This window comes from Bradyrhizobium sp. NP1 (genome assembly GCF_030378205.1).
In the GTDB taxonomy this organism is placed as follows: Bacteria; Pseudomonadota; Alphaproteobacteria; order Rhizobiales; family Xanthobacteraceae; genus Bradyrhizobium.
Genome location: NZ_CP127385.1, coordinates 7,061,088 through 7,086,434 on the forward strand (window position 1 = coordinate 7,061,088; position 25,347 = coordinate 7,086,434).

Consider the following 25,347-nt stretch of genomic DNA (forward strand, 5'->3'; position numbering starts at 1 on the left):
AGAAGGGACTATCCCGTGACTATGGGAACCGTGAAGTGGTTTAACGCAACCAAAGGCTACGGCTTCATTCAGCCGGACGATGGCGGCAACGACGTGTTCGTGCACATCAGCGCCGTTGAGCGCGCCGGGCTCGGCACGCTGCGCGAGGGCCAGAAGATCTCCTACGAGATCGTCGCCGATCGCCGCTCGGGCAAGTCGTCGGCCGACAATCTGCGCTCGGCGGGTTGAACCGCGCGGCGGCAAGGCCGAAAAGCCGACAAGAAACAACAAGGCCGCGCTAGACTGCGCGGCCTTGTTCGTTTTTGCGGACCGCGCCGCCTACAGCTGTGGACAGGGCGTCGAGTTGCCGGAGGCCGACGCCGGATAGGTCACGCAGGCCGACTGCCGCGGCCGCGTATAGGCGAAATCGCTGAGCGTGATGCCTGTCTTCAGCACGTAGCCGACCGGCGGCGCGTAGGCGTAGCTGACCTCGCTGTAGATGAGATAGGTGCCGCCGACCGCGAGCGCGGCCGGAATGACGACCGACGACCTCGGCGCGCGAGGCGCCGAGCCCTTGCTCCACTGCACGCGGGCCGCAAGCGTGTTGGGATCGATGTAGAGCTCCGAGATCGTGCCCTGCATCGGCGCGTTCGGATAGGGCGTCAGGCTGCCGGGATTGTAGGGCCACATGATGCTGTTGGCGGCCGTGAAGTAATTGTTGATATCGGTATCGGAAACGCCGGCCGGCGGCGACTGCGAGGTGAGGTCGGAGAGGGTGTGCGCCATCAGTGTGACCTTGCGGCTGATCGCCACCGCCGATCCCAGCTCCACGGTGCCGAAGAACAGCACCAGCATCAACGGCACGACCATGGCGAATTCGACCGCCGCGAGCGCCTTGCAGTCGCCGGCCAGCGCCAGGGCAGAGCGCCGCAGGCGAAGCCAGCCCTGCCGCGGCCAGCGCCGGAGCGACGCGGTCTTGAGCGACACGGTGTTCGACGTGGTGTCCATCGCGCGCTCCGTCAGCAGGATCCGTTATACGGCTCGTTGCGGAACGCCGCCGTGGCGGCGAGCAGCCGCTTGTTGCCGGTGAGATTGGAGATGTTGTAGCCGAGGCCCGTGACGATCAGCGGCCACTGATAGAACAGCCTCACGACGACGATCGAGCAGGAACCGCCGGGATTGTACTGCATGTTGTTGATGAAATTGCCGGCGGCGTCGATCTGGCTGCTCATGGTGACGTTCGAGAACCCGGGATAGCTGCGGACATCGATGTAGATGTTGTTGCAGTTGAACAGCGCAGGGACCTGCTGGCAGACATAGCTCGCGAACCCCGCCTGCGTGCAGGGCGCGGGCTGGCCGCCCGCCTGGCAGAGCGGCACCTGGCCGGATTGTGCCTGGCCGGTGAAGACCGCGCGCGCGGAGTCCTGCGTGATGGTCTCGAGCACCTGGCTGGCGTAGAACACCAGCGCAGTCTCGATGATTGCGAACAGCAGCGCGAAGAACAGCGGCGCAACCAGCGCGAACTCGACGATGGTCGAGCCGCGCCGGCTGCGGCGAAACCGGCGTGCCAGGCGGCGGATCGAAGCGAGTGAGGCGGGCGGCGACATCGAGCGGTTTTCCGGGAGCTTCTCTGCCACCAAGGAATAGCGAAAACTGATTGTTGAAGTCTTGCGCGCCACCGGCGCGGCCTGCGGCGCCCGTTAGCCGCGCATTAACCATCGGCTGATGCGGCTGGCGGCTCGCCTGATCCGGTAAAGCGAGTACCGGCCTTCCGCGCGACAAACGCGTAACGCGTTTGCCTAGTGGGGCCGGATCGTGCTGCCAGCGCCGCCACCAACGCGGGCGTGGACCACCGCGATATCGTCCGCATAGACCCGCCGCCAGCCGTCGAGACGGTCGAGCAGGCCGACCGCGGGCGTCCCCGGCGTCAGCAGCGTGGCGTCGATGTCGTGGCGCTTGAGCAGGTCGAGAAACAGGTCGACGTCCTTGAGCTGCAGCGCGCGGAAATAGGCCATCTCGAACGTTTCGCCGTACAGCTCCGCCCTGCCGTCGAGGAAGACCGGGATGCCCTGCCAGATCAGGTAGCCGCCGAACGGAAGGTCGTTCAGCACCCGCTTCGCATGGCTTGCCTTCAGCGTCGCGACGGCCGCAGCCGGCGACTGCCCCGCCGGCGGCGCGAAGGTGGCGCGCGCGGCAAACGCCCAGGTCGATGCGATGACGACCACAGCGACGAGCACGAGCGAGCCGGCCGAGAACGGCTTGTCGCCGCGCGGCTCGCGCTTCAGGCCGAACTGGGTTGCGACCGGCTCCAGCATCACCAGCGGCACCAGCAGCGCAAACAGCTCGACATTGCGCACATGCGACAGCGCCATGTGCATCAATCCGAGCAGCAGCGCGATGCGCGGCGGCGACAGCCGGATGCCGGCATAGAACGCCGCCGCCAGCAGCATCAGCATGGCCGCGCCGAAGCCCGTCAGCGTCGAGAAATTGACCGGCATCCATTCGGCGATGACGTGCAGCACCTCGCCGAGATCGAGGATGTTGCGCGCGGCGAGGAACGACTGCCAGCCATAGGGCGTGACGCAGCACGCGGCGACGGCGCCGATGCCGAAGGCCGCCCAGCGCAAGGCCAGCGACCTGCGCTGCGAGGCCTCCGCGTTCCACAGCGCGTCCAGCGCGAAACCGCCGACCAGCACCAGGCCGAACAGGAATCCGCCATGCAGATTGGCCCACACCGCGATCAGCGGCAGCAGCAGCAGGGAGGGCGGCTCGCGGCGCTCGCTCGCCGACAATAGCCCGTTCGCCCAGGCGAGCAGGAACGGGAATGCCAGCACATAGGGCCGCGCCAGCATGTGGTCGACGAACAGCATCAGCGCCGCAAAGGCGATCAGCACCGCCAGCGTCGGGGCAATGCGGCGGCTGAGGATGAACGCAAGCTGCGCCGCCGTCGCGGCGATCGCGGCGGCCGACAGCACGACCGGGCCCGCCCAGCCCGCGAGTTCATAGGCCTGCGCATAGAGCACCTGCGCCAGCCAGGATGACGAGATCCAGGGCACCCCCGACCGCGTGAAGGAATAGAAGTCGACGCGCGGCAGCGCGTGGTGCTCGATGATCCACTTGCCGGTCAGTATCTGCCAGTAGGTGTCGGAGTCGCCAAGCAGCACATTGCCGTTGATCAGGATGGTGGCGTAGGCCCATACGCCGAACCACGCCCAGACCGGTACGCTGCCGAGGCCGAGCGTGCGCGCCTGCGGGGCGATGACGACATCGGTGCTCATGTCCGCTACTTCGAAACCGTGCTGCTAGTGACGAAACGGATAGGCGAGCTGTCCACCGATCTCGGTCGGAACCGCCTGGTCATCGACGCCATAGGCCTCCGGCAGCTTGCCCTCGGGCATCCGGAACGTACCGAACAGGATATCCCAGACCGGAAACGTGCCGGCGAAATTGGTGTGGCCGCCTTCCTCGAGCGAGGTGTGATGCCAGCGGTGAAACACCGGCGTCGCGATGAGGTATTTGAACGGCCCGAGCGTCCAGTTGAGGTTGGCGTGGACGAAGGCGGAGTGGAACGTGGTGAACGGTCCGACCCACAGCATGATGTTGGGGGAAATGCCCGCCAGCAGCAGGATGACATCCACCGAGATGGTGCCGATCAGCAGGTTGACCGGATGGAAGCGCGCAGCCGAAATCCACTCCAGATCTTCCGAGGAATGATGGATAGCGTGATATTTCCAGAAACCGCCGCCGTGAAACAGCCGGTGCAGCCAGTACAGCATGAAGTCGGAGGCGACCAGGAACAGCACCGCCTGCACCCAGAGCGGCAGCTGCGCCAGCGGGCCGTGCCCGTTGTCGTAGAACGCGACCAGATCGTCGGGCTCGTGAATGTTGAAGAGAACACCGGCGCCGATGATCATCAGCCCGATGCGGAAGACGCGGGCGAACACCGGCACGAAGAACCAGTAGCAGAAGTCGGTGACGAGCTCGCGCTTGCGCCACCACGGCTGACCCGGATTGCAGGCCCAGAAGTGGGCGAGCACGGAGAAGATGATCGCAAGCACGATGGTGACCGGCACCACCTTCGCCATCGTCTGGCCGATCATCACGATGACTTCGAGGGGAAGAGTGGACATGGCGACCTCGGTTCGATGCCTTCTCCATGGCTACCTGCTCGCGCTTAAGGAGGCATGAATCGCGGGGCAAATTGCCTGCTGTCGGATGCGCGCAGGCTCGCGCCAAAAAACGTGTTCGCGTTTTATCGAAACGCTTAATGCCAAATTTACCGTGCGCAAGAAGAGCGGGTTACCCCCGGTTTTGCGTGATCGAATTAACTGCGCCGCAATCGTCGGCTTTTAGGGTTCCCGCATGGTCACGGTGCTGAGAACGCCGGCCAGACCTAACGTTAGTCGACCAGCCACGTGTACATGGAGTTTATCCCGATGAAGAACCTTATTGCCCGTTTCGTGAAGGACGAGTCCGGCGCCACCGCGATCGAATACGGACTGATCGCCGCCGGCATCGCCATCGCGATCATCACTGCTGTCCAGAGCGTTGGTACCAAGCTCTCGGGCAACTTCAGCACGATCTCGACCTCGCTGAAGTAAGCATCGCTGCAACGTGCATCAAAGGCTCCGGCTACGCCGGAGCCTTTTTTGTTTGCGCGCCAGGCCAGGCATCTTGCCCGGCCGGCCAAACCGACTGCCCGGCGCCCGTGCCGACAGGGGCGCAGGCGGCGTCCGGGCGTTTTCCGATTATTTAACTCTGCGGGTTAGCTTCGACGAAGCCGCGCCCCTGCGCGGCCCACAGGGCAAACCGGAAATTCCATGATCCTCGATATCGCCCGCCTCTCGCTGTTTCCCGCCCTGATGGCGTTCGCGGCCGCGAGCGACCTCTTCACCATGACGATCTCCAACCGGGTGTCGCTTCTGCTCGCCGCGGGCTTTCTCGCGCTCGCGCTCGCCGGTGGCATGGGCGCGGCCGATATCCTCTCGCATCTCGGCGCCGCCGGCACGGTGCTGGCGGTCGCCTTTGCCTGTTTCGCCATGGGCTGGGTTGGCGGCGGCGATGCCAAGCTGGCCGCGGCGATCGCGCTGTGGTTCGGCTTCGCCCACCTGATGGACTATCTGCTCTACGCGTCCCTGCTCGGCGGCGCGCTGACCCTGCTGCTGCTGCAATTCCGGCAGTGGCCGCTGCCCTACCCGCTTTCGGCCCAGGCCTGGCTGACCCGGCTGCACGCCAAGGAGACCGGCATCCCCTACGGGATCGCGCTCGCGATCGGCGCGTTGATGATCTATCCGGAGACCGAATGGATGAAGGCGGTCGACCTCGCGCACTTCGCCATTCCCTGAACTGGAAGTATGTAACGCTCCGTTAAGGCAATTTACTCACGCCTCATTAACCATGCTTTGACGAATAGCTGGTCAACTCCCATCACGGCGGCGGAAGCGCCGCGGCGTAATGTGGAAAGTGAAGCGTATGAGCAGGGCACGCCATTTCGTGCTGACCCTCGCACCTGGTGCCGGCGGCATTGTCGGCGGTCTTGCGGGCGGGTCCGACAAAAATTTGGTGCGAACCGACGCGGGCGCCGGCTTGGCCGCGACCCGGTCGCAGTTTGCCAGCTTCAATTCCGACGCCCTGCAGCGCCAGCCGGTCATCACCGCCGCCGTCATTTGCCGGAGCGAAAGGACACCCTCATGAGGTTCGGGGCAAAACAGGCAACGATGCGGGCCTTGATGGTCCGCGCCTTGTCGTTTTCGGCGGCCGCGGCGCTCACGCTCAACCCGGCGCTGGCCCCGGTGGTGGCGAGCGACTACCGGGTGCCGCCGCTTGCCGCCGCCGACGGCCAGCTCAATGCCCGCTTCGTGTCGCTCGGCGTCGGCAAGTCCATGGTCGTCGACCTGCCGCGCGAGGTGAAGGACGTGCTGGTCGCCGATCCCAAGATCGCCAACGCGATCGTCCGTTCGGCACAGCGCGCCTATATCATCGGCGCCGCCGTCGGCCAGACCAACATCGTCTTCTTCGATGCGAGCGGCCAGCAGATCGCGGCCTACGACATCGCGGTCACCCGCGACCTCAACGGCGTCCGCGCGGCGCTGCGTGCGACGCTGCCCAATGCCGATATCCGCATCGAGGGCCTTGGCGACGGCGTCGTCCTGACCGGAACGGCGGCGAACCCGATCGAGGCCCAGCAGGCCGGCGATCTCGCCGCGCGGCTGGCCGGAGGCGCCGACAAGGTCGTCAACTCGATCGTGGTTCGCGGCCGCGACCAGGTGATGATCAAGGTGACGCTGGCCGAGGTGCAGCGCTCGATCATCAAGCAACTCGGCATCGACCTCGGCGCCAGCCTCAACTACGGCACCTCGGTCGTGAAATTCAACAATACCAACCCGTTCACTGCCAATAACGGGCCGCTGGTGCCGGGCAACGCCCTGACCACCTCGTTCGGCGCGACGCCGTCGGTGCAGGCGACGCTACGCGCGATGGAAAGCGCGGGCGTGGTGCGCACGCTTGCCGAACCCAACCTGACGGCGATCTCGGGCGAGTCCGCGACCTTCATCTCGGGCGGCGAATTCCCGATCCCGACCGGCGTGACCTGCCAGACCACCACCTCCGGCACGATCGGGCAGTGCGTGCAGACGGTCAGCTTCAAGAAGTTCGGCATCTCGCTCAACTTCACCCCGATCGTCCTCACCGAGGGCCGGATCAGCATCCGCGTGATGACAGAAGTATCTGAAATATCTACCGAAAACTCGCTGCAGGGCGGCCAGGGCGGCACCACGATTCCCTCGATCAAGACCCGCCGCGCCGAAACCACCCTGGAAGTCCCCTCCGGCGGCGCGATGGCGATGGCGGGCCTGATCCAGCAGCAGACCAAGTCGGCGATCAACGGCCTGCCGGGTATGATGGAAATTCCGATCCTGGGCACGCTGTTCCGCAGCCGCGATTTCATCAACAACCAGACCGAGCTGGTCGTGATCGTGACGCCCTACGTGGTCCGCGCCGTGGCGCAGAAGGACCTGTCGCGGCCGGATGACGGCTTTGCCGTGGCCGCCGATCCGCAGACCGACCTGCTGGGCAGCATCAACCGCATCTACGGCGTGCCTGGCCGCAGCGAGCCGCCGGCTCGCAGCTACCGCGGCGCCTTCGGCTTCATCACGGATTGAGCGGGGACGAGGACAGCACGATGACCCTCAGAACATCCCTCAAACGCAGTCGGGCCCCGCGCGTGGCGGTGGCCTTGTTCGGTCTGGCGGCAGCGCTCGGCGGCTGCATGCACACCAACGAGGACGTGGCGATCACCGCGAGCGTCCCCGAGGACTATCGCCTGCGCCACCCGATCGCGATCACAGAGGCGAACAAGTCGCTGGTCGTGTTCGTCGGCCAGGCTCGCGGCGGCCTTTCCGCCGAGCAGCGCGCCGACGTGCTCGGGCTCGGCCAGAACTGGCAGCGCGAGGCAACCGGCGGCGTGAGCGTCGAGGTGCCGGTCGGCACGCCGAACGCCCGCATGGCGGCCGACTCGATGCGGGAAATCCGCGCGCTGCTGCTTGCGACCGGTATTCCGTCGCAAGGCATCGTGGTGCGCCACTATCATCCCGACAATCCGAAGCACATGGCGGCGATCCGGCTGAGCTACCCGCGGATGGCGGCGGAGGCCGGACCCTGCGGCCTGTGGCCGGAGGACCTCGGGCCGTCGATCGACAACAAGGGCTATTTCGACAACAAGTCGTACTACAATTACGGCTGCGCCAATCAGCGCAACATGGCGGCGATGGTCGAAAATCCCTCCGATCTGGTCCAGCCACGGCCTGAAACGCCGCCCTACACCGCGCGGCGGAACATCGCGTTCGACAAATATCGCAAGGGTGCGTCAACCGCGACGATCTATCCCGAGGCCGAACGGGCCAAACTCAGCGATACAGGCAAATGATCAGCTACGCGCGCCAGAATCCGGAAGATCAGTCCGCAGCCGCAACACCGGCCGCGGACGATCATATCGCGCCGGCGCCGCGGGTGTCGGTGCAGGCCTTTTGCGAGACGGTCGAGACCGCTGCCGCCGTGCAGTCGGCCGGCGAAGACCGCCGCCTCGCCAAGGCCCATCTGAAGATCCAGATGGGCGGCATGGCCGCGGCGATCGAGGCCTACCGCTCGGCGCCCACGCCCAACGTGATCGTGCTGGAGGCCGATGGACGCGGCGATCTGCTCGCCGGCCTCGACCAGCTTGCCTCGGTCTGCGATTCCGGCACGCGCGTGGTCGTGATCGGCAGGATCAACGACGTCGGGCTCTATCGCGAGCTGGTCCGCCGCGGCGTGAGCGACTATCTGATCGCGCCGATCAACACGCTCGACGTCGTGCGCGCGATCTGCAACCTGTTTTCCGCGCCGGAAGCCAAGGCGGTCGGCCGCGTGCTGGCCGTGGTCGGCGCCAAGGGCGGTGTCGGCGCTTCCACCGTGGCCCACAACGTGTCGTGGGCGATCGCGCGCGAGCTTGCCATGGACGCCGTGGTGGTCGATCTCGACCTCGCCTTCGGCACCGCGGGGCTCGACTACAACCAGGATCCGCCGCAGGGCATCGCCGAGGCGGTCTTCTCGCCCGACCGGGTCGATACCGCCTTCATCGACCGCCTGCTGTCGAAATGCACCGAGCATCTCAGCCTGCTGGCGGCCCCGGCGACGCTGGAACGGGTCTATGACTTCGGGACCGACGCCTTCGATTCGATCTTCGATACGCTGCGCACCACGATGCCCTGCATCGTACTCGACGTTCCCCATCAATGGTCGGGATGGACTAAACGCGCCCTGATCGGCGCCGACGATATCCTGATCGTGGCCGCGCCCGACCTCGCCAACCTGCGCAACACCAAGAACATGTTCGACCTGTTGAGGTCGGCGCGCCCCAATGACCGGCCGCCGCTCTATTGTCTCAACCAGGTCGGCGTGCCGAAGCGTCCCGAGATCAGTGCCGGCGAGTTCGCCAAGGCGATCGAGAGCCAGCCGATCGTGACGATCCCGTTCGAGCCGCAGATGTTCGGCTCGGCCGCCAACAACGGGCAGATGATCGCGGAAATCTCGGCGAACCACCGCACCACCGAGATGTTCCTGCAGATCGCGCAGCGCCTGACCGGCCGCAGCGAGGGCAAGAAGTCACGGAGTTCGTTCCTGTCGCCGCTGATCGACAAGCTGCGGGGCAAGTAGACCGCGTCTGGAGCAGTATCGTGTTTGGTAAGCGTAGCGGAACCGACAATGACACACGGGTGATGAAGCCCGCGGCCGCGCCGGAACCGGCGCCCGCGCCGGCGCCGGCCGCCGCGCGCCCCGCCGCACCGCCTCCCGTCGCCTCGCCGCCGCTGGCGCCGGCCAGGCCCGCCCCGCCCGCTCCCGTCATCGAGGCCCGCCGCTCGGAGACCTACTACCAGGTCAAGGCGACGATCTTCGGCGCCCTGATCGAGGCGATCGACCTCGCCCAGCTCGCCAAGCTCGACAGCGAATCGGCGCGCGAGGAAATCCGCGACATCGTCAACGAGATCATCGCGATCAAGAACATCGTGATGTCGATCGCCGAGCAGGAAGAGCTGCTCGACGATATCTGCAACGACGTGCTCGGCTACGGGCCGCTCGAGCCGCTGCTGGCGCGCGACGACATCGCCGACATCATGGTCAACGGCGCCAACACCGTCTACATCGAGGTCGCCGGCAAGATCCAGCGCACCGGCATCCGCTTCCGCGACAACCAGCAGCTGCTCAACATCTGCCAGCGTATCGTCAGCCAGGTCGGCCGCCGCGTCGACGAATCCTCGCCGATCTGCGACGCGCGCCTCGCCGACGGCTCTCGCGTCAACGCCATCGTATCGCCGCTTGCGATCGACGGCCCCGCGCTCACCATCCGCAAGTTCAAGAAGGACAAGCTGACGCTCGACCAGCTCGTCAGGTTCGGCGCGATCACGCCGGAGGGTGCGGAGATCCTGCAGATCATCGGCCGTTCGCGCTGCAACGTGCTGATCTCGGGCGGCACCGGCTCCGGCAAGACCACGCTGCTCAACTGCCTGACCAACTATATCGACCACGACGAGCGCGTCATCACCTGCGAGGACGCAGCCGAGCTCCAGCTGCAGCAGCCGCATGTGGTGCGGCTGGAGACCCGTCCGCCGAACATCGAAGGCGAAGGCCAGGTGACGATGCGCGAGCTGGTGCGGAACTGCCTGCGTATGCGACCCGAGCGCATCATCGTCGGCGAAGTCCGCGGACCGGAAGCGTTCGACCTGCTGCAGGCGATGAACACCGGTCATGACGGATCGATGGGAACGCTGCACGCCAACAACCCGCGCGAGGCGCTGTCGCGCTGCGAATCGATGATCACGATGGGCGGTTTCGCGCTGCCCTCGCGCACCATCCGCGAGATGATGTGCGCCTCGATCGACGTCATCATCCAGGCCGCGCGCCTGCGAGACGGCTCGCGGCGCATCACCCACATCACCGAGGTGATGGGGATGGAAGGCGAAACCATCATCACCCAGGACGTCTTCGTCTACGACATGATCGGCGAGGACGCCAACGGCAAGATCATCGGCCGGCACCGCTCGACCGGGATCGGCCGGCCACGCTTCTGGGAACGCGCCCGCTACTTCGGCGAAGAGAAGCGGCTCGCTGCCGCGCTGGACGCTGCCGAAGTGACCCGGGAATCGTGAGAGGCGCGCCATGAACGTTCAAATACTCGCCCTCGCCTTTCTCGCCGCCACCGCGATCGGGGGCGTCGCCTGGGTGCTTCTCTATCCATTGCTGTCGGGCCAACAGAACCTGGACAGCCGGCGCGCCTCGATTGCGAAGTCGGAGCCCGTCGCCCGCCAGGCCGATCGGAACCAGCGCTCGCGCCGCGAACAGGTCGAAGGCTCGCTGAAGGAGCTGGAGGCACGGCGCCAGAAGGAAAAGAAGCTGCCGATCAGCGTGCGCCTGACCCAGGCCGGCCTCAACTGGTCGACCCAGAAATTCACGGTGGTATCGGCGATCCTGGGCGGCCTTTTCTTCGCTGTCGGCTTCTTCGTGGGCGGCAGCCTGCTCGCCGCGGCCGGGCTCGCTTTTGCCGGCGGCTTCGGCCTGCCGCGCTGGGCGCTCGGCTATCTCAAGAAGAAGCGCGAGAAAGCCTTTCTCAAGGCGCTGCCCGACGCGGTGGACGTGATCGTGCGCGGCATCAAGGCCGGCCTGCCGCTGTTCGAATCGATCAAGGTCGTCGCCGCCGACTCGCCGGAACCGCTGCGCAGCGAGTTCGGCGCCATCATCGAAACCCAGGCGATCGGCATGCCGCTCGGCGAAGCCTGCGCGCGACTGTACGAGCGCATGCCGGTGCCCGAGGCCAACTTCTTCGGCATCGTGGTCTCGATCCAGCAGAAATCGGGCGGCAACCTCTCGGAAGCGCTCGGCAACCTCTCCAAGGTGCTGCGCGACCGCAAGAAGATGGCCGAGAAGATCCAGGCGATGTCGATGGAAGCCAAGGCGTCGGCCGGCATCATCGGCGCGCTGCCGCTGGTCGTCATGGTGCTGGTCTACATCACCACGCCCGACTACATCTCGCTGCTGTGGACCCATCCGACCGGCCAGCTGCTTCTGGTCGGCTCCGCGATCTGGATGTCGGTCGGCGTGATGGTGATGAAGAAAATGATCAATTTCGATTTCTGAGGGTCGCGTCATGATCGATTTTCTGAGCACCAAGCTCCACGATCCGCACTTCATGACCATGCTGCTCGCGGCGATCGCCGTGAGCGCCACTGCCTATACGCTGATCTGGCCGCTGTTTGCCGGCGAGAACCTGTCCAAGCGCATGAAGGCGGTGGCCAGTGAGCGCGAGCGCATCCGCGCGCGTGAGCGCGAGCGGCTGGCCAAGTCCGAGAAGGTCACGCTGCGGCAGACGCCGAAGCAGCTTGTCTCCAAGGTGGTCGACGACCTCAACCTGACGAAATGGCTGGCCCAGGAGGCCGCGCGCGAGAAGCTCATCATGGCCGGCTATCGCGGCCAGGCGCCCTACATCACCTTCCTGTTCGCCAGGCTGATCACGCCGGCGGTGTTCCTGGTCGGCGCCGTGTTCTACCTGTTCGTGATCACCAATTTCGACAAGCCGCTGCCGTTCAAGATCGGCCTCTGCATCGGCGCGATCTATCTCGGGCTGCAGGCGCCGATGCTGTTCCTCAAGAATGCCATCAGCAAGCGGCAGCTCTCGATCAAGCGGGCCTTCCCGGACGCGCTCGACCTGCTCCTGATCTGCGTCGAGTCCGGCATGTCGATCGAGTCGGCCTTTCGCAAGGTCTCGACCGAGATCGTCGGCCAGTCGATCGCGCTGTCGGAGGAGTTCACCCTGACCACGGCCGAGCTGTCATACCTGCAGGACCGCAAGGTCGCCTATGAGAATCTGGCTAAGCGCACCGGCATCGACGGCGTGAAATCGGTCTGCCTCGCGCTGCAGCAGTCCGAGCGCTACGGCACGCCGCTCGGCCAGAGCCTGCGCGTGATGGCGCAGGAAAACCGCGACATGCGCATGAACGAGGCCGAGAAGAAGGCCGCGGCGCTGCCGCCCAAGCTCACGGTGCCGATGATCCTGTTCTTCCTGCCGGTGCTGTTTGTGGTCATCCTTGGGCCGACCGGCATCAAGATCTCGCAGACGCATTGGTAAGAGCCGGCTCGCCGGCATCGGCGCGGGCTTCAAGCAGGCACCGGCCCCGCGGCCGTTGCGCGCCGGACCCGGGACCCGCGGATCAGAATTCCATGATCGTTTCGAAAAAAAGCGGCGGCTGCCCGCCCGTTGAGGCGCTTGCCTCAGAGCGTTTTCGGGCGAAAGCCTGCCCCGGACTTGATCCGGGGTGGGCACCGGTTCGCGTGAAGAAAACGCGCGATGCGAACTTCGGAATCGGGACACTAGTCGCCCTGGTCGAGGGCCACCACTGGCGCAGCGTGCGTCGCACGCGCCGCCGTGCGGGGGCTCTCCTTGGCCTTCAGCATTTCCTTGAGATAGGCGACGTTGGCGGCGGCCTCGTCCGACGGCAGGTCGCTCTTGACGATGCCTTCGGCCTCCGCAAAGCGACCCTGCAACCCGACCACGAGGGCGAGGTTTTGGCGCACCCGCGCGTCGGCGCGGGTCGAGGCATAAGCCTGGCGCAGCGCCTGCTCCGCCTTCGGCAGGTCTCGGGTCAGCATGTAGGAGAGCCCGAGATTGGACAGCACCGACGGCTCGCCCGGCGCGATCTTGAGCGCGCTCGCATAGTAGCGTCGCGCCTCCTCGTGGCGGCCGAGCTGATCGAGCGCGGTCCCCTGCACCGAGAGAATCCGCCAGTCGGGATCATCGGGGCTGTGGGCACGGCTCAGCACGTCGAAGGCCTGCTGGAAATTGCCGTTGTCGGCGAGCGCACGGCCCCAGGCCGCGAGCAGCGCCTTGTTGCCGGGATTGGCGATGGTGGCCTGCTCGAGCACGGCGACCGCCTGCGCACGCTGGCCGTTGGCGCGCAGCGCCTGCCCGTAGGCCAGCGCCGCGTCGGCGTCCTTGGGATTGGCGCGGTAGCGGTCGGCGGCGACCTCGGCCGAGCGATGCGGATCGACGGGGGCCGCGCTGTCCGGCCTCGCCGCAAGCGCACCCGTGACGTCGGACATGGTCTGGCATCCACCGAGGCCGGCGGCGATGACCGCCGTCAGGGCCACGGACGCAAGGAGCCGGGGAAGACTGGACCGAAGACGCATGGCACGGGACTCACGGACGGATTAATCGAGCCGAACGCGCCAGCAATAGACTGTTAACCCTAATGCCAGGTTAATGGGGCGCCGGAGCGGCGCGAGGTCGCAAGGCGAGGCAACGGCCCATCAATATTCAGCCGCCAGCCGCTTCCTGATCTCGTCGAGCCGCTTGTCGATGGCGTCGAAGCGCGCGTGGATAGCGCGGTCGTGCAGGTAGAAAATATAGCCGCCGGCGAGCAGGCCGAAGATCCAGTGATGGGTCTCGACGTAGTTCAGCACCGCCTCGATCGCGTGGCCGACAAAAGCAAAAACACCCAACACCACATCCATTGCGTTTCCCCGGAGCATCAAAATGGCCGGCCGAAACCTATCACGATCCGCCATGTGCCGTGTAGCGGCCCTGCCTTGCCCGCCTATCCGATTGCAGGGGCGGAAAAACTCTGCGAAGTCTGGCGCACTGCTTTCTACAAAGGATCACGCAGGGCATGCCCACCGTGTTCGAGACCGCATCCGCCGCATCCGCCATTCCCATCACTTTCGTCACGAAATCGACGTGGGAGACGATCCGGGCCGGACTGCCCGCGCCGGCGCGGCAATTTGCGGCCGCCAATGGCTTCACGGGCAAGCCCGGCGCCTGCCTGACCCTGCCGGCCGCCGACGGGACGATTGCCGAGGTGCTGTTCGGCCTCGAGGAGGCGGACGGCCCGTCGCGGGACCTGTTCCGGCCGGGCGCGCTGCCCGGCCTGCTGCCCGCGGGAACCTACCGTTTCGCCAACGCGCCGCATGACCCGCGGCTCGCCGCGCTGGCGTTCGCGCTCGGCAGCTATCGCTTTGGCCGTTATCGCAAGGCGGACGCTCCCGAAGTCAGGCTGGTGCCGCCCGAGGGTATCGACGTCGCTGAGATCACGCGGATGGCGGAGGCGGCGGCGCTGGCGCGCGACCTCGTCAACACGCCGTCCAACGACATGGGTCCGGAGCAGCTCGCGCAGGCGGCGGGCAACGTCGCAACGCGCTTCGGCGCGCGCGTCAGCTGCATCGTCGGCGACGATCTGCTGCGGGAGAACCTGCCGCTGATCCACGCCGTCGGCATGGCTTCGACCCGCGCCCCGCGCCTGATCGATTTCTCATGGGGCGATCCGGCCCATCCCAAGGTCACGCTGGTCGGCAAGGGCGTCTGCTTCGACACCGGCGGGCTCGACCTGAAACCGTCCAGCGGCATGCGGATCATGAAGAAGGACATGGGCGGCGCCGCCAATGTGCTGGCGCTGGCGCAGATGATCATGGATGCCGGACTGAAGGTGCGCCTGCGCGTGCTGATCCCGGCGGTCGAGAACGCAGTCGCCGGCAACGCCTTCCGTCCGCTCGACATCTTCCCGTCGCGCAAGGGCATCACGGTCGAGATCGGCAACACCGACGCCGAAGGCCGGCTGATCCTCGCGGACGCATTGGCTCTCGCGGACGAGGAGAAGCCGGATCTCCTGATCGACATGGGCACGCTGACGGGCGCGGCGCGAGTGGCGCTGGGGCCGGATCTGCCGCCCTTCTATACCGATGACGAGGTGCTTGCCGCCGAGGTCGCGCGCTTTGCCAGGGAGGAGAACGATCCCCTGTGGCGCATGCCGCTGTGGATGCCTTACGATGGCTGGCTCGATTCCAAGGTCGCCACCATCAACAACGCGCCATCCGGCACGTTCGCGGGCTCGATCACCTGCGCGCTGTTCCTCAAGCGCTTCGTCGAGCACGCCAGGAGCTGGCTGCACCTCGACATCTACGCCTGGACACCCTCGGCGAAGCCGGCGCGCCCGGAGGGCGGCGAGTGCCAGGCCGCGCGCGCGGTCTACAAGCTGATCGGGCAACGCTATGGATGATCCCCGCCTGACGCCGGCGCGCGGCGACCTCGCCGCCAAGCATCTCGAAGGCAAGGTGAAGGCCGAGCGCTTCGTCGCCGGCGAGGCATGCGAGGTTATCGAGGCGATCGCGCCGGTGCGCCGCGGCCCGACGTCCGATGCCGAATTGATGACGCAGGCGCTCAACGGCGAGCCCGTCACGATCTATGACCGCAACGGCGAAGGCTGGGCCTGGGGTCAACTCGAGACTGACGGCTATGTCGGCTGGCTGCCGGATGCGGCGCTTGGCAAGACCGGCGCAGCACCCACCCACAAGATCGCGGCGCTCCGCACCTTTGCCTTCCCCGGTCCCTCGATCAAGCTGCCGCCGGTCGAGACGCTGGTCATGCTCTCGCTTGTCTCGGTCGTGCGCGAGGACGGCCCTTTCGCCGTCACGCGCGAGGGCTGGCATCTGCCGAAGCAGCACCTCGCCGGCCTTGCCGAATACGCGCCTGACTTCGTCGCGGTCGCAGAACGCTTCGTCGGCACGCCCTATCTGTGGGGCGGCAAAAGCAGCTTTGGCATCGACTGCTCCGGGCTCGTGCAGATCGCACTGAACGCCGCCGGCATCGCCTGCCCGCGCGACAGCGACATGCAGCAGGCGACAACCGGCCGCGTGCTCGGCCTGGCCGAGCAGCAGCCGCTCAAGCGTGGCGACCTGATCTTCTGGAACGGCCACGTCGCGATCGTCCGCGATGCCGAGACCATCGTGCACGCCAACGCCCACCACATGGCGACCGTTATCGAGAACACGGCCGACGCCATCACCCGCATCAGAGCGGCCGGCAGCGACGTCGTTGCGGTCAAGCGGCTCTAGATGTGAGCTTTCAGGAGGTTGTCCATCCGGTCCTGAGCGAGGAAGCTGAAGTTGTCGAAGCTTTAGCCGATCCTGCGGAGGGCCGAATGGACGTCCATAAGAATGCGCCTCTGACGCCGAAAGGTCGAGAGGCCATGGTGCGCAGTGTGGTGGAGGGAGGCCTTACGAAGGCCGCAGCCGCGTTCCAGTTCAACATTACAGCGAAGACGGTTGCCAAGTGGGTCAATCGTTTCCGCGCGGAGGGCGTGGCTGGGTTGCGTGATCGCTCCTCAAGGCCCCTTTCATTGCCGAGCCAAACCGTGCCGGCCACATGCGCTGCGGTCGAGGCGTTGCGCCGGCAGCGCCACACCGGCAAGCAGATCGCGGCCGAGCTCGGCATCTCTCCGGCGACCGTCAGTCGCATCTTGCAGCGGTTGGGATTGAACCGATTGCGCGACCTGGAACCGACGGAGCCGGTGCGACGCTATGAACGCGAACATCCGGGCGAGTTGATCCACATCGACATCAAAAAGCTCGGCAAGTTCAACCGGGTGGGCCATCGCATCACCGGCGACCGAACCGGCCAGAGCGCCTTGCGGGCCCGCGGCGAAGGGCCCGGCTGGGAGTACGTCCATGTCTGCATCGACGATGCTTCCCGGATCGCCTTCAGCAAGGTCATGAAGAACGAGCGGCAGGGCTGCGCCGTGGCTTTCCTGAAGGCCGCGATCACCTACTACGCGAGCCTGGGCGTCAAGGTCGAGCGGGTGATGACCGACAACGGTTCCTGCTACAAATCTTTTGCTTTCCGCAAAGCCTGCAAGCGTCTCGGCCTCAAGCACATCCGCACCAGGCCCTACACGCCGAAAACCAACGGCAAGGCCGAGCGCTTCATTCAGACCAGCCTGCGTGAGTGGGCCTATGCCCGCGCCTACAACACCTCAAAAGAACGGGCTGCCGAACTGCCAAGATGGCTTCACCGATACAACTGGCACCGGCCTCATGGCAGTATCGGCTCGATGCCACCGATTAGCAGACTCGTCCTAACCAGGAACAACCTGTTGAGGCTCCACATCTAGAGCATGATCCGGAAAAGTGTGTAGCGGTTTTCCCTCGCGACAAACTCGGAACGCGTTTGCGCGGAGATCATGCTCAATCAAGAACCTAAAGCGCGATGACGATTGAACCTGACCTCATCGCGCTCTAGGTCGCGACCGCGCCGCCCGGCGCCACTTCCTGGCGGAAGGCGGCGGCAAACAGCGCGCGGGTGTAGTCGGTCTTCGGCGACTTGAACAGGTCCTGCGCCCGCCCTTCCTCCACCACCTTGCCCTGCCGCATCACGATCAGATGGCTCGCGAGCGAGGCGACCACGCGCAGATCATGCGAGATGAACATGTAGGTGAGGTCGCGCTTGCGCTGCAGTTCGCGCAACAGATCGACCATCTGCGCCTGCAACAGCATGTCGAGCGCGCTGGTCGGCTCGTCCAGCACCACGAAGCTCGGCTCCAGCACGACCGCCCGCGCGATCGAGATGCGCTGGCGCTGGCCGCCGGAGAATTCGTGCGGATAGCGGAAGCGGGTTTCGGGATCGAGCCCGACATCGATCAGCGCCTTGACCACGCGCGCCTCGCGTTCCCCGCGCGACAGCGAAGGCTGCTGCACGCTTAGGCCTTCGGCGACGATATCGCCGACCGACATGCGCGGGCTCAACGAACCGAACGGATCCTGGAACACGATCTGCATGTCGCGGCGGAACGGCCGCATCGCCTTGAACTTCAGGCCCTGGATGTTGCTGCCCAGGAACACGATCGGCCCGTCGGAGGAAATCAGGCGGAGCAGCGCAAGCCCCAGTGTGGTCTTGCCCGAGCCGGACTCGCCGACCACGCCGAGCGTCTCGCCCTTGCGCACCGCGAGGCTGACGCCGTCGACCGCCTTGATGTGGCCGACCGTGTTGCGCATGATCCCGCGCTTGATCGGAAACCAGATCTTCAGATCGTCGGTGGAGATCACGACCGGCTCTTCCGGGCGCGGCGGCGCCGGATCGGGCTTCGGCTCGGCGGCAAGCAATGCGCGGGTGTAGGGATGCTTCGGCGTCCGGAACACCTCCTCGACCGGTCCCTGCTCGACGATCTTGCCGCCGTTCATGACGCAGACCTTGTCGGCGATGCGGCGGACGATGCCGAGATCATGGGTGATGAACAACAGGCTCATGCCGAGCCGGCGGCGGATATCGGCCAATAGCGCCAGGATCTGCGCCTGCACGGTGACGTCGAGCGCCGTGGTCGGCTCGTCCGCGATCAAGAGGTCAGGCTCATTGGCGAGCGCCATCGCGATCATGACGCGCTGGCGCTGGCCGCCCGAGAGCTGATGCGGATAGCTGGAAAGCCGGGTCTCGGGATCGGGAATGCCGACCTGGGTCAGCAGCTCGAGCGTGCGCGCGCGCACCATCGCGTTCGGGATATCGTTGTGGAGATGCAGGATCTCGCCGATCTGCGCCGCGATCGTGTGCAGCGGATTGAGCGAGGTCATCGGCTCCTGGAAGATGATCGAGATGTCGTTGCCGCGGATGCCGCGCATCTCGTTTTCCGACAGGGTCAGGAGGTCGCGGCCATTGAAGCGGATCGTCCCGGAAGGATGCGAAGCGGTCGGATACGGCAGGAGCTTGAGGATCGACAGCGCGCTGACCGACTTGCCGGAGCCGGATTCGCCGACCAGGGCGACGCATTCGCCGCGCCGGATCGAAAACGAGATGCGGTCGACCGCGAGCGAAGCGCGTCCCCCCTGGTGGAAGGCCACCGAGAGGTCGCGCACGTCGAGCAGAGGCTGATTGATCGCGTCCATGCCGCTCACCTGAACGTCTTGCGCGGATCGAAGGCGTCGCGCACCGCTTCGCCGATGAAGATCAGGAGCGACAGCATGATCGCGACCGAGAAGAAGCCGGTGAAACCGAGCCAGGGCGCCTGCACATTGGCCTTGCCCTGCGACAGCAGCTCACCGAGCGACGGCGAGCCGGGCGGCAGGCCGAAGCCGAGGAAGTCGAGCGCGGTCAGCGTCATCACCGAGGACGACACGATGAACGGCAGGAAGGTCATGGTCGCGACCATGGCGTTCGGCAGGAGATGACGGAACATGATCACGGCATTGGAGACGCCGAGCGCGCGGGCCGCCTGGATGTACTCGAAGTTGCGCCCGCGTAAAAATTCCGCGCGCACCAGCCCGACCAGCGAAACCCAGGAGAACAGCAGCAGGATGCCGAGCAGCACGAAGAAGCCCGGCACCAGCACCGAGGACAGGATCAAGAGCAGGTAAAGCGAGGGGATCGCGGTCCAGATCTCGATGAAGCGCTGGAAGCCGAGATCGAGCCAGCCGCCGAAATAGCCCTGCACGCCGCCGGCAGCGACGCCGATGATCGAGGAGATGATGGTCAGCGTCAGGCCGAACAGCACCGAGATGCGGAAGCCATAGATCAGCCGCGCCACCACGTCACGACCCTGGTCGTCGGTGCCGAGCCAGTTGTATTCGAGATCGCGGCAGCTCTTTAGGCCCTTCTTTTGCACGACATCCTTGCATTGCGCCTCCGTCAGCATCCAGGTCGGCGGCGACGGCGCCGGCGTCGGCAGGTCGAGATTGTGGGTGTCATAGGAATAGCGGATCAAGGGCCAGATGATGGTGCCGTTCTTGTCGGCGATCAGCTTCTGCAAATAGGGATCGCGGTAGTCGGCCGCGGTCTCGAAGTCGCCGCCGAAGGTGGTCTCCGAATAGGTCACGAAGGCCGGCCAGTAGAGATGGCCGTCGAACTTGACGAGGAACGGCCGGTCATTGGCGATCAGCTCGGCAAACAGCGAGACCACGAACAGGACCATGAAGATCCAGAACGACCAGTAGCCGCGCCGGTTGGCCTTGAAGTTCTGCCAGCGCCGCCTGTTCAGCGGCGAGGGTTCGAACGGATGGCGCGTGATCGGCACCGAGGCGCCGAGCGGCGATTGGGTTGAGGTTTCGACCGGTGCGGGAGCCGTTAGGGTCATCAGACCTCCCGCGCCTCGAAATCGATCCTGGGATCGATCCACATATAGGTGAGATCGGAGATCAGGTTCACCACCAGGCCGACCAGCGAAAAGATGTAGAGCGTGCCGAACACGACCGGATAGTCGCGGTTGAGCACGCTTTCGAAGCTGAGCAGTCCGAGACCGTCGAGCGAGAAGATGGTCTCGATCAGGAGCGAGCCGGAGAAGAAGGCGTGAATGAAGGCGCCGGGAAAGCCGGCGATCACGATCAGCATCGCGTTGCGGAAGATGTGGTTATAGAGCACCTGGCGCTCGCTGCAGCCCTTGGCGCGCGCCGTCATCACATATTGCTTGCGGATCTCGTCCAGGAACGAGTTCTTGGTGAGCAGCGTCATGGTCGCAAAGGCGCCGAGCGCCATCGAGATCAAAGGCAGCGTGAGGTGCCAGAAATAGTCGATGATCTTCCAGTACCAGGGGAACATCGACCAGCCGTCGGATGTCAGGCCCCGCAGCGGGAAGATGTTGAAGAACGATCCGCCGGCGAACAGGATGATCAGCAGGATCGCGAACAGGAAGCCCGGAATGGCGAAGCCGACGATGATGACGGCCGATGTCCAGATATCGAAGCGCGAACCGTCCTTCACCGCCTTGCGGATGCCGAGCGGGATCGAAATCAGGTAGGTCAGAAGCGTCATCCAGATGCCGAGCGACATCGAGACCGGCAGCTTCTCCTTGATGAGCTGGATCACGCTGACGTCGCGGAAGTAGCTCTTGCCGAAGTCGAAGCGCGCGAAATTCCACACCATCAGCGCAAAGCGTTCGGGCGCCGGCTTGTCGAAGCCGAACTGCTTCTCCAGGCTCTTGATGAATTCCGGATCGAGGCCCTGCGCGCCGCGGTATTTCGAGTTCACCACATCGGCCGCCGCACCCACCGGCGCACGCGCGCCGAAATCCCCGCCGCTGCTGCCTGAAATCCGCGAGCTCGCGCCGGTGTCGGCGCCGTTGAGCTGCGCGATGACGCGCTCCACCGGCCCGCCGGGCGCGAACTGCACCACGACAAAGGACACGAAAAGGATCCCGAGCAGCGTCGGGAACATCAGCAGGATGCGGCGCGAGAGATAGGCGGCCATGTGCTATTTCGCCTGTTCGATCTTGGCGGCACCGGCCGCGTCGTACCACCAGATTTCCGGCGCACCGACGCCCTGGGCGTAGCGCGGCAGCTTGTCGGGGTGGCCGAACTGGTCCCAATAGGCGACGCGGTGCTTGGTGCTGTACCATTGCGGCACCCAGTAGCGCCCGGCACGGAACAGCCGGTCGAAGGCGCGGCAGGCCACCGTCAGCTCCGCGCGGTTCTCCGCGCCGATGATCTTCTCGATCAGGGCGTCGATCGCGGGACTGGCGATACCCGCAAGGTTATACGACCCCTTGGTCGCGGCCGCCTGCGAGGAGAAGAACGGCCGCATGCTGTCGCCGGGCGTGGCGGAAGCGCTGAAGCGCTCCATGGTCATGTCGAAATCGAAATCCTCCACCCGGGCGCGGTATTGCACGGCGTCGACCAGCCGCGGGCTGGCCTCGATGCCGAGCGTGCCGAGATTCTTGATGTAGGGCGCATGGTGCGCCTTCAGCGACGGCTCATCGAACAGGAATTCGATGGTGAACGGCTCGCCGTTCGGCAACAGCCGCCTGCCGTCCTTGACCACGCAGCCGGCTTCGTTGAGCAGTTGCTGCGCCTTGCGCAACAGCGCGCGATCCTGCCCCGACCCGTCCGACACCGGCGGCACGAAGGGCGGGCCGAACACTTCATCGGGCACCTGGCCGCGGAACGGCTCCAGCAATTTCAGCTCTTCCGGCGACGGCGGGCCGCTCGCCATCATGTCCGAATTCTGGAACGGCGAGACGGTTCGCGCATAGGCGTCGAACATGATGGTCTTGTTGGTCCACTCGAAATCGAAGGCATAGATCAAGGCCTCGCGCACGCGGGGATCCTTGAACTTGTCGCGGCGCATGTTGATGAACCAGCCCTGGGCGCCTGACGGCGTGTCGTCCGGCAGCGTCTCCAGCCTGACGCGGCCGTCCTTCACCGCATGAAAGTCGTAACGCGTCGCCCAGATCCGGGCGGTGAGCTCTTCGCGGTACAGATAGTTCTTGCCGGTAAAGCCTTCGAACGCGACGTCGCGGTCGCGATAGAATTCATAGCGCACGATGTCGAAATTGTAGCTGCCGCGGCTCGCCGGAAGGTCGGCCGCCCACCAGTCCTTGACGCGCTCGTATTCGACGAAGCGGTTGACCTCGTATTTGCCGACCTTGTACGGGCCGGAGCCGAGCGGCACGTCGAGCGTCGATTCCTCGAACGGCCGGCTCGAATAGTAAGCCTTCGAGAAGATCGGCAGGCTTGCGACATAGAGCGGCACGTCGCGCGCGCGTTTCTCCGCGAAGGTGACGATCAGCGTCGCGTCGTCGGGCGCTTCCGCCTTCAGCATGTCGCGAAGCTGCACGATGATCAGCGGATGGCCCTTCTGCTTCAAGGCGGTCAGCGAAAACGCCGCGTCATGGGCGGTCAGCTTCGAGCCGTCGTGGAAGCGCGCCTCCGGGCGCATGGTGAAGCGATAGGTCGTCTTGTCGTCGGAGATCCACACCGACTTCGCCGCAAGCCCGTACATCGCGTCGGGCTCGTCGCTGGCGCGCACCATCAAGGGCGCAAAGGTCATGTCCATGCCCTGCGCGCCCTCGCCCTTGAGGACGTAGGCATTGAACGAATTGAAGGTGAAGTAGGACTGGTTGTAGGCCCTGACCGAGGGGATCAGCGAAAACATCCCGCCCTTGGGCGCCGCCGTATTGACGTAGTCGAAATGGCGGAAGTCGGCCGGGTATCTCAGGTCGCCGAACGCCGACATGCCATGGGCTTCGCTGCCCCCGCCGCCTGCCGCCCCGGCGGGCCGCCATCGTGCGGCCGCCAATGCACCAACGCCGAGGCCGATCACATGCCGGCGGGAGAGAAGCGCCATGCGCTGATAATCCTTCACGAGCGCTTGCCGATCCGTGCGGCCTTCTCGGCGTCATACCACCACAACGAGGGCAGGCCCGAGCGCGCAAATTTCGGCAGATCGGCGTGGCCGAAACGATCCCAGCGGGCGTAGCGCACGAACCCGTAGGTGAATTGCGGCACGACGTAGAAGTTCCAGAGCAGCACGCGGTCGAGCGCGTGGGTCGCGGCCACCAGGCTTGCACGATCCTTGGCGAAGATCACCTTCTCGATCAGCGCATCGACCGCCGGATTCTTGATGCCGACGGTGTTCTTCGAGCCGGGTTGGCTGGCGGCATTCGAGCCCCAGAACTCGCGCTGCTCGTTGCCGGGCGACAACGACTCGCCCCACTGGTCGATGATCATGTCGAAGTCGAAGCCGCGCAGCCGGTTCTGGTATTGCGCGTCGTCGACGACGCGCACCGAAGCGGTGACGCCGATGCGCTCCAGCGACGGCTTGTAGAACAGCGCGATCCGCTCGGAGGATGGGTCCTGCACCAGGATCTCGACCGTCACTGGCTTGCCCGAGGGATCGACCAGCTTCTTGTCGCGCACCTCGCAGCCCGCCTCCTTCAGCAGGCGCGTTGCCTCGCGCAGATTGGCGCGCACGTTTTCCGGGTTGCCGCCGACCGGATTCTGGTAGGCCGTGGTGAAGACTTCCGGCGGCACCTTGTCCCGGACGGTTTCGAGGATCTCGAGCTCTGCGCCCTGCGGCAGCCCGGAGCAGGCCAGCTCGGTGCCCTCGAAGTAGCTGTTGATGCGCTTGTACTGGCTGTAGAACAGCTGCTTGTTCATCTCCTCGAAGTCGAACGCGTAATTGAACGCGCGGCGCAGCCGCGCATCCTTGAACTGGTCACGGCGCAGGTTGAAGGCAAACGCCTGCATCCGGCCGGAATCGTTGATCGGAAATTCCTCCCGCACCACGCGCTTCTCGGCGACGGCCGGGAAGTCGTAGGCGGTCGCCCACTGCTTGGCGGAATTCTCCGCAATCCAGTCGGCCTGGTCCGCCTTGAAGGCTTCCAGCGCCACCAGGTTGTCGCGGAAGAACTCGAAGCGCAGCTCGTCGAAATTGTGCTGGCCGACCTGCGCCGGGACGCCTGCGCCCCAGTAGTCCTTGACGCGCTCCAGCGTCACCGAGCGGCCGGCGACGAATTCCTTGATCCGGTAGGGACCCGACCCCAGCGGCTTTTCCAGGGTGGTCGCGGACACGTCGCGCTTCTTGCCCTCGCTGTTGGAGCCTTCCCACCAATGCTTCGGCAGGACGAGCAGCTCGCCGACGATGGTCGGCAGCTCGCGGTTGCCGGGGCTGTCGAAGGTGAACTTGACATCGCGCTCGCCGGCGGGCTCGGCCTTGACGACGTGGCGATAATAGGAAGCGTAGAACGGGCTCTGCTTCTTCAAGGTCTCGATGGAGAAGACGACATCGTCGGGCGTCACCGGCTTGCCGTCATGCCAGCGCGCCTCCTTGCGGAGCCGATAGACGACCCAGGAAAAATCGTCGGGATGGGAGGCGGCTTCGGCAAGCAGGCCGTACTCGGTCGCGACCTCGTCCTGCGCGCGCTCCATCAGGGTCTCGTAGACCATGGCTGCGGCCGGCGCGATCGACCCCTTGATGCCGGCAACCGCGATGTTGAAGTTGTCGAAGGTGCCGAGCGAGATCATCCGTGCCGCACCGCCTTTGGGCGCATCCGGGTTGACGTAGTCGAAACGCTTGAAGTCGGCGGGATATTTGATGTCGCCGAACAGCGAGAGCGCGTGACGCCAGGGCAGTTCGGATTGGGCGTTGGCCGCGGTGATGACGGGCGCGCCGCCCATCAGGGGAGTCATGGCGGCAAAGGCTCCGCTCTGCAGGAGGTGTCGTCGGGTAATCGCCAAATGAACTATCCCTGTCGTTGTGCCGTGCCGAGCCCCGTGGCCGTCAATATAGGGTAATGACCCGGCAAATTATGTTGCTTTTTC

The 25,347-nt window shown here is 65.4% G+C and carries 24 protein-coding genes; 13 read left to right on the forward strand and 11 right to left on the reverse strand.

Annotated features, from left to right (window positions below):
• Positions 1-15: 15 nt before the first annotated feature.
• The gene (locus QOU61_RS34150) at positions 16-228 is read left to right on the forward strand and encodes a cold-shock protein (RefSeq protein ID WP_289655564.1); all 213 of its coding nucleotides are present in this window, start codon (positions 16-18) and stop codon (positions 226-228) included.
• Positions 229-318: 90 nt separating this feature from the next.
• On the opposite strand, the gene QOU61_RS34155 is transcribed toward QOU61_RS34150, so the two are convergent.
• The 4 genes from QOU61_RS34155 to QOU61_RS34170 form a co-directional block, all read right to left on the reverse strand.
• A complete protein-coding gene (locus tag QOU61_RS34155; protein WP_502876854.1) occupies positions 319-987 on the reverse strand; it encodes a TadE/TadG family type IV pilus assembly protein in 669 nt (222 codons plus the stop codon).
• Between the two features lie 11 nt (positions 988-998).
• Complete coding sequence (locus QOU61_RS34160; RefSeq protein ID WP_289655565.1) at positions 999-1,586, reverse strand: TadE/TadG family type IV pilus assembly protein; 588 nt, start codon at positions 1,584-1,586, stop codon at positions 999-1,001.
• Between the two features lie 192 nt (positions 1,587-1,778).
• Positions 1,779-3,257, reverse strand: coding sequence for a hypothetical protein (locus QOU61_RS34165; protein ID WP_289655566.1), 1,479 nt, complete (start codon positions 3,255-3,257; stop codon positions 1,779-1,781).
• A gap of 24 nt (positions 3,258-3,281) precedes the next feature.
• Positions 3,282-4,109, reverse strand: a complete 828-nt coding sequence (locus tag QOU61_RS34170) for a sterol desaturase family protein (protein WP_289655567.1) — start codon at positions 4,107-4,109, stop codon at positions 3,282-3,284.
• Between the two features lie 306 nt (positions 4,110-4,415).
• Between QOU61_RS34170 and QOU61_RS34175 the strand changes: the two genes are divergently transcribed.
• The 9 genes from QOU61_RS34175 to QOU61_RS34215 all read left to right on the forward strand — a co-directional run bounded on the left by QOU61_RS34175 (position 4,416) and on the right by QOU61_RS34215 (position 12,631).
• Positions 4,416-4,580, forward strand: a complete 165-nt coding sequence (locus QOU61_RS34175; RefSeq protein ID WP_289655568.1) for a Flp family type IVb pilin — start codon at positions 4,416-4,418, stop codon at positions 4,578-4,580.
• 219 nt (positions 4,581-4,799) lie between these two features.
• The gene (locus QOU61_RS34180; RefSeq protein ID WP_289655569.1) at positions 4,800-5,324 is read left to right on the forward strand and encodes an A24 family peptidase; all 525 of its coding nucleotides are present in this window, start codon (positions 4,800-4,802) and stop codon (positions 5,322-5,324) included.
• Between the two features lie 109 nt (positions 5,325-5,433).
• On the forward strand, positions 5,434-5,673 hold the full coding sequence (locus QOU61_RS34185; RefSeq protein WP_289655570.1) for a hypothetical protein: 240 nt from the start codon (positions 5,434-5,436) through the stop codon (positions 5,671-5,673).
• Positions 5,670-7,139 (forward strand): type II and III secretion system protein family protein, encoded by a 1,470-nt coding sequence (locus QOU61_RS34190; protein WP_289655571.1) that lies wholly within the window; start codon positions 5,670-5,672, stop codon positions 7,137-7,139. Before QOU61_RS34185 ends, QOU61_RS34190 begins: the two co-directional genes overlap by 4 nt.
• 20 nt (positions 7,140-7,159) lie before the next feature.
• Positions 7,160-7,903, forward strand: coding sequence for a CpaD family pilus assembly protein (locus tag QOU61_RS34195; RefSeq protein WP_289655572.1), 744 nt, complete (start codon positions 7,160-7,162; stop codon positions 7,901-7,903).
• On the forward strand, positions 7,900-9,168 hold the full coding sequence (locus QOU61_RS34200; protein ID WP_289655573.1) for a CpaE/TadZ family protein: 1,269 nt from the start codon (positions 7,900-7,902) through the stop codon (positions 9,166-9,168). Before QOU61_RS34195 ends, QOU61_RS34200 begins: the two co-directional genes overlap by 4 nt.
• Before the next feature lie 20 nt (positions 9,169-9,188).
• Complete coding sequence (locus QOU61_RS34205) at positions 9,189-10,658, forward strand: TadA family conjugal transfer-associated ATPase (RefSeq protein WP_289655574.1); 1,470 nt, start codon at positions 9,189-9,191, stop codon at positions 10,656-10,658.
• Between the two features lie 10 nt (positions 10,659-10,668).
• Positions 10,669-11,643, forward strand: coding sequence for a type II secretion system F family protein (locus QOU61_RS34210; protein WP_289655575.1), 975 nt, complete (start codon positions 10,669-10,671; stop codon positions 11,641-11,643).
• Positions 11,644-11,653: 10 nt separating this feature from the next.
• A complete protein-coding gene (locus QOU61_RS34215) occupies positions 11,654-12,631 on the forward strand; it encodes a type II secretion system F family protein (RefSeq protein WP_289655576.1) in 978 nt (325 codons plus the stop codon).
• A gap of 242 nt (positions 12,632-12,873) precedes the next feature.
• On the opposite strand, the gene QOU61_RS34220 is transcribed toward QOU61_RS34215, so the two are convergent.
• Both QOU61_RS34220 and QOU61_RS34225 read right to left on the reverse strand, forming a co-directional pair.
• The gene (locus QOU61_RS34220; RefSeq protein WP_289655577.1) at positions 12,874-13,689 is read right to left on the reverse strand and encodes a tetratricopeptide repeat protein; all 816 of its coding nucleotides are present in this window, start codon (positions 13,687-13,689) and stop codon (positions 12,874-12,876) included.
• Positions 13,690-13,809: 120 nt separating this feature from the next.
• Positions 13,810-14,013: a hypothetical protein gene (locus tag QOU61_RS34225; protein WP_289655578.1), complete on the reverse strand. Its 204-nt coding sequence runs from the start codon at positions 14,011-14,013 to the stop codon at positions 13,810-13,812.
• A gap of 155 nt (positions 14,014-14,168) precedes the next feature.
• Between QOU61_RS34225 and QOU61_RS34230 the strand changes: the two genes are divergently transcribed.
• The 3 genes from QOU61_RS34230 to QOU61_RS34240 all read left to right on the forward strand — a co-directional run bounded on the left by QOU61_RS34230 (position 14,169) and on the right by QOU61_RS34240 (position 17,441).
• On the forward strand, positions 14,169-15,551 hold the full coding sequence (locus QOU61_RS34230) for a leucyl aminopeptidase family protein (RefSeq protein WP_289655579.1): 1,383 nt from the start codon (positions 14,169-14,171) through the stop codon (positions 15,549-15,551).
• Positions 15,544-16,386 carry a C40 family peptidase gene (locus QOU61_RS34235; RefSeq protein ID WP_289655580.1) on the forward strand — a complete coding sequence of 281 codons (843 nt, stop codon included), beginning with the start codon at positions 15,544-15,546 and terminating at the stop codon, positions 16,384-16,386. The genes QOU61_RS34230 and QOU61_RS34235 overlap by 8 nt, the downstream gene beginning before the upstream one ends.
• Positions 16,387-16,472: 86 nt before the next feature.
• On the forward strand, positions 16,473-17,441 hold the full coding sequence (locus QOU61_RS34240) for an IS481 family transposase (RefSeq protein WP_289655581.1): 969 nt from the start codon (positions 16,473-16,475) through the stop codon (positions 17,439-17,441).
• A 124-nt stretch (positions 17,442-17,565) separates the two neighbouring features.
• Here the strand turns inward: QOU61_RS34240 and QOU61_RS34245 are convergent, their stop codons facing one another.
• From QOU61_RS34245 to QOU61_RS34265, 5 genes are read right to left on the reverse strand one after another with little or no spacing between them, the layout of a single operon-like run.
• Positions 17,566-19,203 carry an ABC transporter ATP-binding protein gene (locus tag QOU61_RS34245; protein WP_289655582.1) on the reverse strand — a complete coding sequence of 546 codons (1,638 nt, stop codon included), beginning with the start codon at positions 19,201-19,203 and terminating at the stop codon, positions 17,566-17,568.
• A gap of 5 nt (positions 19,204-19,208) precedes the next feature.
• Positions 19,209-20,387: an ABC transporter permease gene (locus QOU61_RS34250; RefSeq protein WP_289655583.1), complete on the reverse strand. Its 1,179-nt coding sequence runs from the start codon at positions 20,385-20,387 to the stop codon at positions 19,209-19,211.
• Positions 20,387-21,496, reverse strand: a complete 1,110-nt coding sequence (locus tag QOU61_RS34255) for a microcin C ABC transporter permease YejB (RefSeq protein WP_289655584.1) — start codon at positions 21,494-21,496, stop codon at positions 20,387-20,389. The genes QOU61_RS34250 and QOU61_RS34255 overlap by 1 nt, the downstream gene beginning before the upstream one ends.
• A 3-nt stretch (positions 21,497-21,499) precedes the next feature.
• A complete protein-coding gene (locus tag QOU61_RS34260; RefSeq protein ID WP_289655585.1) occupies positions 21,500-23,371 on the reverse strand; it encodes an extracellular solute-binding protein in 1,872 nt (623 codons plus the stop codon).
• Positions 23,372-23,385: 14 nt separating this feature from the next.
• A complete protein-coding gene (locus tag QOU61_RS34265; protein WP_289655586.1) occupies positions 23,386-25,215 on the reverse strand; it encodes an extracellular solute-binding protein in 1,830 nt (609 codons plus the stop codon).
• Between the last annotated feature and the right edge of the window lie 132 nt (positions 25,216-25,347).